8 protein-coding genes are annotated in these 11,701 nt (G+C 56.2%); all 8 read right to left on the bottom strand.

Translation table 11 applies throughout. The features are described 5' to 3' along the window. Positions 1–44 precede the first annotated feature (44 nt). Complete coding sequence (rbfA, locus tag NNL35_RS13890; RefSeq protein ID WP_254553479.1) at positions 45–401, bottom strand: 30S ribosome-binding factor RbfA; 357 nt, start codon at positions 399–401, stop codon at positions 45–47. Between the two features lie 61 nt (positions 402–462). Next, complete coding sequence (infB, locus tag NNL35_RS13885; RefSeq protein WP_254553478.1) at positions 463–3,087, bottom strand: translation initiation factor IF-2; 2,625 nt, start codon at positions 3,085–3,087, stop codon at positions 463–465. Further along, a complete protein-coding gene (locus NNL35_RS13880; RefSeq protein WP_006286772.1) occupies positions 3,080–3,403 on the bottom strand; it encodes a L7Ae/L30e/S12e/Gadd45 family ribosomal protein in 324 nt (107 codons plus the stop codon). The genes infB and NNL35_RS13880 overlap by 8 nt, the downstream gene beginning before the upstream one ends. Continuing rightward, positions 3,396–3,707, bottom strand: a complete 312-nt coding sequence (rnpM, locus tag NNL35_RS13875; RefSeq protein ID WP_254553477.1) for an RNase P modulator RnpM — start codon at positions 3,705–3,707, stop codon at positions 3,396–3,398. Before rnpM ends, NNL35_RS13880 begins: the two co-directional genes overlap by 8 nt. An 80-nt stretch (positions 3,708–3,787) precedes the next feature. After that, positions 3,788–4,888 carry a transcription termination factor NusA gene (gene nusA, locus NNL35_RS13870; RefSeq protein ID WP_133380674.1) on the bottom strand — a complete coding sequence of 367 codons (1,101 nt, stop codon included), beginning with the start codon at positions 4,886–4,888 and terminating at the stop codon, positions 3,788–3,790. 120 nt (positions 4,889–5,008) lie between these two features. After that, positions 5,009–5,470 (bottom strand): ribosome maturation factor RimP, encoded by a 462-nt coding sequence (gene rimP, locus NNL35_RS13865; protein ID WP_111155390.1) that lies wholly within the window; start codon positions 5,468–5,470, stop codon positions 5,009–5,011. A 210-nt stretch (positions 5,471–5,680) separates the two neighbouring features. Continuing rightward, positions 5,681–9,991: a PolC-type DNA polymerase III gene (locus NNL35_RS13860; RefSeq protein ID WP_420832856.1), complete on the bottom strand. Its 4,311-nt coding sequence runs from the start codon at positions 9,989–9,991 to the stop codon at positions 5,681–5,683. Positions 9,992–10,248: 257 nt separating this feature from the next. Next, complete coding sequence (gene proS / locus NNL35_RS13855; RefSeq protein ID WP_254553476.1) at positions 10,249–11,697, bottom strand: proline--tRNA ligase; 1,449 nt, start codon at positions 11,695–11,697, stop codon at positions 10,249–10,251. Positions 11,698–11,701: the final 4 nt, after the last annotated feature.

The raw sequence follows: 11,701 nt of genomic DNA, 5'->3' as shown, positions 1-11,701 counted from the left end.
TCGAGCCGGAAGCTCGATTTGCCTGTTCAGTCCTTCATTTGCATTTATGTCGTCTCATGATCGTCGCGAATATCGCCAAGCAGCTTTTCTATCCGGCTGCCGTATTCAATGGAAGCATCAATCTTGAACGATAGCTCCGGCGTATGGCGCAGACGGATTCGCTTGCCGATCTCGGATCGGAGAAAACCGCTGGCCTTTTCCAGTGCTTTGATCGTATCTTCCTTTTCTTCTTCCGTCCCCATCACACTGAGATAGACTCTGGCCAGCGACAGGTCATTCGTCACTTCGACGCCTGTCACCGTGACAAACCCGATTCGAGGATCTTTTAATTCCAATTGGATAAGCTGGCTCAGCTCCTTCTTCATCTGTTCGCCAACCCGTCCGGATCGGAAGTTTGCCATGGGATACACCTCATTTCGTTAGTTGGTTCATCAATATGCTGCCAAAGGTCAGGCCGCACGATTATCGCTCAACGGCTTCCATGACGAACGCCTCGATAATGTCGCCTTCCTTGATGTCATTGAACTTCTCCAGCATAATTCCGCACTCGTAGCCTTGCGCCACTTCCTTGGCATCATCCTTGAAGCGCTTCAAGGAGTCGATCTTGCCGTCGAACACGACGATGCCGTCGCGAATCAGGCGAGCATCGGCAGAACGCGAAATCTTGCCCTGCGTGACCATACAGCCGGCGATCGTTCCGACCTTGCCGACCTTGAACGTATTGCGCACTTCCGCGTGTCCGATGACGACTTCCTTGTACTCCGGATCGAGCATCCCCTTCATCGCTTGTTCAATCTCTTCCACGATGGAATAGATTACGCGGTGCAGACGGATGTCCACCTTCTCTTGATCGGCCGTCGCTTTCGCTTGCGCGTCCGGACGCACGTTGAAGCCGACAACAATCGCGTTGGATGCCGTTGCGAGAATAATATCCGATTCGGTAATCGCCCCGGCGCCGGAATGAATGATCTTGACACGCACGCCCTCGACATCGATCTTCTCGAGCGATCCGCGCAGCGCTTCTACCGATCCTTGAACGTCCGCCTTGATGATGACGTTTAGTTCCTTCATCTCGCCTTCCTTAATATGCTTGAACAGATCGTCCAAGGTGACGCGGGAGTTCGCACCCCACTGGCTTTCCCGAAGCGTCGTCGCGCGCTTCTCGGCGATGGAGCGGGCTTTGCGCTCTTCCTCGAACGCCATGAACGGATCACCCGCTTGCGGAACGTCCGTCAGACCGGTAATCTCGACCGGCGTCGACGGGCCTGCCTCCTTGAGCCGGCGTCCCTTGTCATTGACCATCGCGCGAACCCGCCCGAAGCAGGTGCCTGCGACGAACGCGTCACCGACGCGCAAGGTGCCATGCTGCACGAGAATGCGGGCAACCGGGCCGCGTCCCTTGTCGAGCTCGGCTTCAATGACGGTCCCGCGGGCCAGTTTGTCCGGGTTCGCCTTGAATTCATTGACCTCGGCGACGAGCAGAATCATTTCAAGCAGTTCTTCCAGACCCATGCGCTGCTTCGCGGATACGTTGACGAAGATCGTATCTCCGCCCCACTCCTCCGGAACGAGCTCATACTCTGTCAATTCCTGCTTCACGCGATCCGGATTCGCCTCGGGCTTGTCAATTTTGTTGACAGCGACGATGATCGGAACGTTGGCCGCCTTCGCGTGGCTGATCGCCTCTACCGTCTGCGGCATGACGCCGTCATCTGCAGCGACGACGATAATCGTAATATCCGTTACCTGCGCGCCGCGCGCCCGCATCAGCGTGAACGCTTCGTGGCCCGGGGTATCCAGGAACGTGATCTTTTTCTGATTGAATTCAACTTGATATGCACCGATATGCTGGGTAATGCCGCCCGCTTCGCCGCTAGTAACGTTCGTCTTGCGGATAGCATCGAGCAGCGTCGTCTTCCCGTGGTCGACGTGGCCCATAATCGTAACGACCGGCGGACGCTCCATCAGATCGGCCTCGTCGTCCATTTCTTCCTCTGCTTCGAACGGATCCTCGATAGCCGGAAGCTTCAGATCGACTTCGACCTTGAACTCATCGGCAATCAGCTGGATCGTGTCCAGATCGACTTCCTGGTTGATCGTCGCCATAACACCGAGGAACAACAGCTTCTTGATGACCTCGGAAGCGTCCTTATGAAGCAGCTTCGCCAGTTCTCCAACCGTCATCGCACCGCGAACAATAATTTTCTTCGGTGTGTTGTCGATTTTCTCGCGGCGATCCTGCTGCTGATGGTTGTTCCGGCCTTTGTTGCGGCCGCGGCCTTGTCCGCCCCGGGAACCGCCGAACTTGTTGTTGTCGTCGAAGCGGCGGTTGCCTGGCTTATTGTTCCGCTTGCCGTCCTTCGCGTTGGAATCCTCGAAGCGGCGCGGCGGGTTGGAACGGTTCGAAGCTGCCGCATTGCCGGGCTTTCCTTGCCGTTGTCCTTGGCCGCCTTGTCCTTGGCCGCCTTGGCCGCCGCCGCGGTTCTGATTGTTCGCTGATCCGCCCTGTCCGCCGCCACGGTTCGTATTGTTCGTTCCGCCCTGAGGCTTGCGTTGTGTTGAATCCTGCCCGCCCGGTCTGTTGTTGGTTTGGTTCGGTCTCGTATTCATTGTCGTTTGCTTCTCGCCCTGTCTCTGTTGATCTCGTTGACCGCCTCCGCCACGCTGCGCATTGCGATCTGAATTGCGTCCCGCTTGCCCGCGATTGCCTTCGCGCTGCTGCTCGCCGCGCTGCGGTTGGCGCTGCCCGTCGCGCGAGCCGCGCTGGCCTTGCGGTCTGTCGTTCGATTCTTTGTGCTGTTCCGGCTTTTTCGCCGCTTCGGTCTGCTTCGTTCCCGCTTGGCTCGTCTGCGCTTGCGGCTTCGAAGGTTGCCCTCCTTCTCGCTTGGCTTGCGCATTTGCTTTTACATCACGGAAAAACTGTTCGACCTTCTTCACGGCATCATTCTCCATTACGCTCATATGGTTGTTGACTGGAATGTTCAAACGCTTTAGTATCGTAATAATTTCCTTGCTGCTCATATTGAGCGATTTGGCATATTCGTAAACTCTCAATTTATCTTTATTGTCCTTCTCTTGTTTACTCAATATACTCCACCTCCGACATAGTTTTCAGTCCGTTCCGCATCATGGTCGCAAATCCGCCGTCCAATACAGCCAGCACGACCCGCTCCGGCTTGCCGATGCTGCCTCCCAGCCTGTCTCTGTCAAATCCGATGGCCAACGGAATACCGTACGATTTGCACTTATCCCGAAACTTCTTCTTCGTGTTCTCGGATGCATCCCCCGCTACGATGACGAGCTGAGCCTGGCTGCCGCGAATCGCCTTGAGGACAATCTCGTCGCCCGTCACCAGCTTGCCCGCCCGTTGAGCAAGGCCGAGCTGGGACATCAGCTTACTCATCATCGTCCACCTGTTCCTTCAACGCATTGAATTCATCTTCCACCTTGATGAAATCTTGCGCAAGCTGATCATAGATTTCAGGCTGCACCTGATGCTTCAACGCTCTGTCCAAAGCCCGCGATTTATGCGCCAGCTTGAAGCAGGACAGCTTCCCGCACAAGTAAGCGCCGCGGCCCGATTTCTTGCCGGTCAAATCAATGAGGACTTCGTCTTCCGGCGTCCGGACGACGCGGATCAGTTCTTTTTTCGGCATCATTTCTTGACAGGCGACGCATTTGCGCAGCGGAACCTTCCTTGTTCTCATGACTCATTCCCCCTTACGATCCGATCGAGCTTCCGGCGGAGGCTGCGACCGAACATATGGCGATGGTCGCGCCTTCGGTGTTATTCTTCGAAGCTATCGAAGCTGTCTGTGTCTTCCGCTATGCCGCTCTCGTCCTGGACAGGCTCCTGCTCTGCCTGAGACTCGCTCTTGATATCAATCTTCCATCCGGTCAGCTTGGCGGCGAGGCGCGCATTCTGGCCTTTGATGCCGATAGCGAGCGACAATTGATAATCCGGCACGATAACCCGTGCCATCTTCTCGGCTTCGTACACAGTGACATCGACGACTTTGGAAGGGCTGAGCGCATTGGCGACATACTCCTTCACATCATCCGACCAGCGGACGATATCGATCTTCTCGCCGCGCAGCTCATTCACAATCGTCTGCACCCGCATTCCTTTCGGTCCGACGCAGGACCCTACCGGATCTACCTCTTCGTTGCGGGAATGGACAGCGATTTTGGAGCGCTGCCCCGCTTCGCGCGCGACCGACTTGATTTCGACGACCCCGTCGAAGATTTCAGGCACTTCCAGCTCGAACAGGCGCTTCAACAGACCCGGATGCGTCCGGGACAAGACGATTTGCGGTCCTTTTGTCGTATTTTCCACCTTCGTAATATATGCCTTGACCCGATCCCCGTGCTTGAACTTCTCGTTCGGCATCAATTCATTCAGCGGCAGAACGGCTTCCACCTTGCCCAGGTCGACGAAGACGTTGCGCATATCTTGACGCTGCACGATACCGGTCACGATATCTTCCGCCTTGTCGATGAATGCGTTATAGATAAGGCCGCGCTCCGCCTCGCGGATGCGCTGGGTGACGACCTGCTTCGCCGTCTGGGCCGCAATGCGGCCGAAATCGCGCGGCGTCACTTCGATCTCGCATATGTCATCCAGCTGGTAATTCGGGTTCATCTCGCGGGCGGCGTGAAGCGAGATCTCGAGACGAGGGTCGAGAACCTCGTCCACGACCGTCTTGCGGGCGAAGACTTTGATGACGCCCGTCGCGCGGTTCACGTCGACACGTACATTTTGCGCGGTGTTGAAGTTCCGCTTGTAGCTCGAAATAAGAGCCGCTTCAATCGCCTCAATCAATACATCCTTGCTAATTCCTTTTTCTCGTTCAATTTCGGTCAACGCTTCAATAAAATCCATACTCATGATTGGTTAGCTCCCCCTTTCGACCGGTCACGGCCTGATTCCTGTTCAGTTCAAAAAGGATGCAAGTTCAAGCAGTCTTGCCGGTGCTGAAAACCGGCCTCTTTGAACGGGTACTTCCTGTTAAAAGACAATCGCAAGTCGCGCGCTGGCTACTTTGTTATACGGGATGGCGCGGTCTTTGCCGCCAACCTGAACAACCATCGTCTCGCCGTCGAACGACACCAGTTCTCCCTCGAACTCCTTCAATCCGCCAATCGGCTCGTATGTAGTGACAAATACATGCTTGCCAACCGACTTGGCCACATCCTGCGGCTTTTTCAACGGGCGTTCCGCTCCCGGAGACGATACCTCCAAGAAATAAGCATCCTCGATCGGATCGGTCTCATCCAGCTTCTGGCTTGCGTACTCGCTGATGCGCCCGCAGTCCTCGATATCGATGCCGCCCTCTTTATCGACAAAGATGCGCAAAAACCAGCTGCTGCCTTCTTTGACATACTCAATGTCGACCAGTTCAAAACCGTTCTCCTCCAAATACGGCGTGATCATGCTTTCGACTACCGATTTAATGTTCGGTGAACTCAAATTCAAGGACCTCCTGCATAGTTGGAAATAGTTGCTGTATATTTCAGAATCCGCACGCAAATATGAAAGAGTGGGTTTCCCCACTCTTTGCGCAACGGATTTATCCACATGATTACCAAAAAAATTATATCATAGCCCTATACGGAATGGCAAGGGCAATCCCATCCTCTGCCTTCCGGGAATGAGCCCGCCGCCGCTTGAAGCTCCTGGTCAGAACAGCGATAGCTGATTGCTCTCCGGCAGACCGCGGAAGCAGCCCATCTGGCTCAGCAGCTCCACGATCGTTTTCGTCGCCTTGGAGCGGTTCTGGAAGTCCTCCACGGACAGGAATTCTCCCGCCTCGCGGGAAGCCGCGATATTGCGCGCCGCATTCTCCCCGATGCCCTGCACGGCCGAGAACGGCGGGATGAGCGCGCCTTCGTCCACCTGGAAGCGGGTCGCATCGGACCGGTACAGATCGATCGGCTTGAATGTGAACCCGCGGGCGGTCATTTCGAGCGCCATCTCCAGAATCGATACCATGCTCTTCTCCTTCGTCGTCGCCTGGAATCCCTTCGCTTCGATCTCGCTGATCTTGCGGTTGATCGCATCATAGCCCTGGCAGCACAGCTCGATATCGAAATCTTCCGCGCGCACCGTGAAGTACGTCGCATAGAATTCAATCGGATGATAGAGCTTGAAGTACGCGGTCCGCACCGCCGAGATAACATACGCCGCGGCGTGCGCTTTCGGGAACATGTACTGGATCTTGAGACAGGAATCAATATACCATTGCGGCACGTTGCACCGCTTCATCTCTTCGATCCATTCCGGAGTCAGCCCTTTCCCCTTCCGCACGCTCTCGGTGATTTTGAAGGCGAGGCCGGCATCCATTCCCGCCTTGTAGATTAAGTACAGCATAATCTCGTCCCGGCAGCCGATGACCGTCTTGATCGTGCAGACCCCGTTCTTGATCAGCTCCTGCGCATTGCCGAGCCATACGCCTGTCCCGTGGGACAAGCCCGAGATTTGCAGCAAATCCGCGAACGAGGAAGGCTGCGCTTCTACGAGCATCTGCCGGACGAATCGCGTTCCCATCTCCGGGATCCCGTAGGTAGCGACTGGCGTGCGTATCTTGTCCGGCGAGACGCCCAGGGCGTCCGTCGAATTGAACAAGCTCATCACCTTCGGGTCGTTCATCGGAATCGTCGTCGGATCGACGCCGGTCAGGTCCTGCAGCATCCGCATCATCGTCGGATCATCGTGTCCGAGAATATCGAGCTTGAGCAGATTCGCGTCGAAGGCGTGATAGTCGAAATGGGTCGTCTTCCATTCTGCCGACGTATCGTCCGCCGGATATTGGACCGGAGTAATATCCTCCACTTCCATGTAATCCGGGACGACGACGATCCCGCCCGGATGCTGTCCGGTGCTCCGCTTCACCCCGGTGCAGCCGGCCGCCAGCCGGTTCAGCTCGGCGCCCCGCCATGATTTCCCGTGCGATTCCTCATATTTTTTGGCGAAGCCGAACGCCGTCTTCTCCGCCACCGTTCCGATCGTCCCCGCGCGGAATACGCTCTTCTCGCCGAACATAATCTTCGTGAAGTTATGGGCATGCGGCTGGTACTCCCCCGAGAAGTTCAAGTCGATATCGGGAACTTTGTCGCCCTTGAAGCCGAGGAACGTCTCGAACGGGATGTCCTGGCCCTCGCCCTTCAGCATCTGTCCGCATTGCGGGCACTGCTTGTCCGGAAGGTCGAAGCCGCTCGGCACGCTTCCGTCCGTAATCCACTCGCTGTGCTTGCATTCCGGATTCTTGCATATATAATGCGGCGGCAGCGGGTTAACCTCGGAGATGCCGAGGAAGGTCGCGACGACGGAAGAGCCGACGGAGCCCCGCGAACCGACGAGATAGCCGTCTTCATTTGATTTTTTGACGAGCCGCTCAGAGATCAGATAGTTGGCGGAGAAGCCGTACTTGATAATCGGCTCCAACTCTTTTTCAAGCCGCTTGACGACGATATCCGGCAGCGGCGTGCCATAGATTTCCTCCGCCGTCCGGTAGCATGTCGTCCGAATTTCATCGTCTGCCCCTTCGAGAATCGGGGTGAACAGCTTGTCCGGGAACAGGACCAGATCCTCGAACCGATCCGCGAGCTGATTCGTATTGCGCACGACGACATCGTAGGCCGTCTCTTTGCCGAGGAACTCGAATTCCTGCAGCATTTCCGTGGTCGTGCGGAAATGGGCATCCGGCTTGCGCATATCTTTAAGCGGGCTGAAGCCCGTGATGCCGTGAATCGTAATATCGCGGAACAGCTTGTCCCTTGGGTTGAGATAGTGCGCGTTGCCCGTAGCCACCACCGGCTTGTTCAGCTTTTCCCCAATCTGGACAATTTTGCGGAGCGCCTCCTCGACGTGCTGCTTGGAGGCGACAAGTCCTTTATCGACCAGGTGCATATACATCGTCAGCGGTTGAATCTCCAGCACGTCATAGAACTCTGCCACCTGCTCCGCCTCTTCGATCGATTTGTTGAGCACGGTCTCGAAGAACTCGCCCTTTTCGCAGCCCGACATCAGCAGCAGCCCTTCCCGCATCTCCACAAGCTTGCTCTTCGGAATGCAGGCGACCCGATTGAAGTATTCGGTATGCGACAGCGATACGAGCTTATATAAATTTTTCTTGCCGACGCCGTTCAACGCGTAAATATTGCAGTGGAACGGCCGCGCGTTCTTCAGATTCTGGCCGACATAATCATTCAAACGGTCGAGCATCTCTATGCCGTAGATCGCCTGCGCGTCCTTCAGCAACCCGTTCAAAATGCCGAAGAGCGCAATCGTATCGTCAATGGCGCGGTGATGGTTTTCCAGCGACACCTTATATTTATCCGCCAGCGTATTCAGGCGGTGGTTTTTCAGCGTCGGATGGATCAGCCGGGCCAGCTCCAGTGTATCGATGACCGGGTTGTTCAACTCCGGCATGCCCAGCTTCTTCAGATTGTACTGCACATACCCGACGTCGAACCTCGCGTTATGCGCGACCAAGATCGCATCGCCGACGAATTCCGTGAACTCGCGCAGCACCTGATCGATATCCGGAGCATCCTTCACCATCTCATCCGTAATATTCGTCAGCTGCTGAATATGGTAAGGAATCGGCTCATGCGGATTGACGAAGCTGGCGTATCGATCGATCTCCTTGCCGTCCTGCATTTTGACCCCGGCGATCTCCGTCATCTTCGTATTCGTGACCGACAGACCCGTCGTCTCGATATCGAACACGACATAGACCGCTTCCTTCAAGTTGCGGGGCTCGGCGTTCATGACCACTTCCAGATCGTCATTGATGACGTTCGCTTCCAGCCCGTAGATCATTTTCAAGCCATGCTTCTTGGCCGCCTTGGCCGCTTCCGGATAGCATTGCACGTTGGCGTGATCTGTGACGGCAATCGCTTTGTGACCCCATTTGGCCGCCTGCTTAATATAAGCGTCAATCGGCGCGACCGCATCCATCGTGCTCATCGTGGAATGGAGATGGAATTCGACCCGCTTCTCCTCTGCCGTATCCTGCCGCTCCGCAGGCGGCGTTACTTCGTTCAAGTCCGAAGGAATCATGACAAGCTCCGGCACGGTCATGAAGCGATCGTACTCCACGCGTCCGCGCGCCTTCACCCATTTGCCGTTGGCGATCAGGCTAAGCATGGCGAGATCGTCTTTGGTCTTCGCGAACATCTTCATCATGAGCGAATCGGTGAAGTCCGTCACATTGAAGGTGAACAGCGTACTGCCGTTCCGCAGCTCTTTCATTTCGAGTCCGAAGACGGCTCCCTGGACCGTGATCCGCTTCTCCTCATCCTGAATATCCTTAATCGGCGTCGCATCGTCCTTGATATCGTAGCCGACATGGAGACGTTCCGGCGCTTCCCCGGAACCGGCCGCTTCAGCCGCCTCGCGCTCGGCTTCCACCATCATCTGCTGGACGACTTGCCGCTCTTCCTCAATGAGCTTGGCCTGGAAGGCCTCATAAGCATCCGCATCGAAGCTGCCTCTCTGCATCGTGAAGCGCAGGGAACGGGTGAAATACGTCTGGAAAAATTGAGCGGCATAGCTGTCAATCTGCTTCTTCTTGGCGAGCTCCAATGTCGTCGCTTCGGCCAGCGTCAGCTTGACCAGATCCCCTTCCACATCGACCTTGGCGCGATGCAGCCAGCCGTTGACCGACGCGACTTCCCGCTTGACCCATTCGACGAACAGCCCCCAATAGGCTTCAACGATCTCCGCATTGCTCACATTTTCATCATAATGAAAAATAATTCGAATCTTGGCGATATGGGACAGCTTCTCCTGCACGCGGAGACAAAAGGAACGATAGGCCTCCGCCGGCGCTACCGACGCCTTGCCGATATGGATCGTCCACTCCCGATTGGAACGGCTGCACTCGACCCGCTCGATCCTGGCATCATGATAACTTCCTTCCGCCAGCTCCGCAGGAACGCCGGCCTGCTTCATTAACAACTCGAATCGCATTCTGTTATCCGACATGCCGATTATTCCACCCCCATGACAACCGGTTGTATCGGTTCGTAATCTGTATTACATCGTGATCAAAAGCGGACTTTTTGAACTACCTCTTGAAAAAGAAAAGCTTCCTGCACTCGAGCCATCGTCCGGTGTTCCGTTGGATGTTCCCGCGGAGGAAGCTTCCTTGTCATTCGTCCCGCAGCCCGCTCGGCCGGGCACGGCCGTCCGCCAGGCCCCCATCGGATGACGAGGGTTGCGGCGAACGGGTCTATCGCTGCTTAATACGCGCGGGCGAAGACGACGGTATGCTTCGCCTCTTCTCCGCATACGAGACAGGTCTTCTTGCTCTCCTGCGCCGCGAACGGGATGTTGCGGCTTGTGGCGCCCGTCTCGTCCTTGACATGCTTCTCGCATGCATCCGACCCGCACCAGCCGGCGAGCGTGAAGCCGCGCTTCTCTTCCATCAGCCCCTTCATCTCGTCGATCGTGTCGACCGAATAGAAGTGGTCATCGCGGAACTCGCGCGCACGCTCATACATCTCCTGATGGACGTCGTCCAGCATTCGCTTCACTTCTTCGGCCAGCTTGCTCTGCTCCACGATCCGCTTCTCGCCGGATACGCGCGACACGAGCACACACACGCCGTTCTCCATATCCCGCGGTCCGATCTCGAGTCGGACCGGAACGCCGCGCATCTCATACTCGTTGAACTTCCAGCCCGGGCTGATGTCGCTGCGATCGTCCATCCGGACGCGGATCCCGGCCTGCTTCAATTCCGCGAACAGCTCGTCGGCGCGGCCGACCACTTGATCGCGCAGCTTCGCCGGACCGATTGGGATCATAATAACTTGGGTCGGGGCGACCTTCGGCGGCAGGACAAGTCCCCGATCGTCCCCATGCACCATAATGAGTGACCCGATAAGCCGGGTGCTTACGCCCCACGATGTCGTATGCGCATATTCAAGCTCGTTCTCCCGCCCCAGGAATTGAATATCGAACGCGACGGAGAAGTTCGTGCCCAAATAGTGGGATGTTCCGGCCTGAACGGCGCGGCCGTCCTTCATCATCGCTTCGATGGAGAAGGTGTCTACCGCACCGGCGAATTTCTCGGATGGCGTCTTCTGGCCTTCGATTACCGGGATCGCCAAGTAATCCTCGACGAATTCACGGTAGATCGTAAGCATCCGCATCGTCTCTTCCCGTGCTTCCGCCTCGGTCTCATGCGCAGTATGGCCCTCCTGCCACAGAAATTCGCTCGTACGCAAAAACGGGAGTGTTCTTTTCTCCCAGCGGACGACGTTCGCCCATTGGTTAATGAGCACCGGCAGATCCCGATAGGATTGGATCCATTTCGCATACATATGCCCAATCATCGTCTCGGATGTCGGACGGATCGCGAGCTTCTCTTCCAGCTGCTCGCCGCCTGCTTCCGTTACCCACGGAAGCTCCGGGTTGAACCCTTCGACATGCTCTTTTTCCTTCTGGAAAAAGCTCTCGGGAATGAAAAGCGGGAAGTAGGCGTTGCGGTGCCCCGTCTCCTTGAAACGGCGATCCAGCTCGTCCTTGATATGCTCCCATATTTCATAGCCGTCCGGACGGAAGACGATGCAGCCGCGCACCGGCGAGTAGTCCATCAGCTCCGCTTTTTTGATAACGTCAATATACCAACGGGAAAAATCCTCCTGCTGGGGCGTAATTTCCGTAACGAACTGTTTCTGTTTCGACATAACC

This window comes from Paenibacillus dendritiformis (genome assembly GCF_945605565.1).
GTDB classification, from domain to species: Bacteria; Bacillota; Bacilli; order Paenibacillales; family Paenibacillaceae; genus Paenibacillus_B; species Paenibacillus_B dendritiformis_A.
The sequence above is the reverse complement of the archived record's forward strand: the minus strand, read 5'-3'. Positions and strand labels throughout refer to the sequence as shown.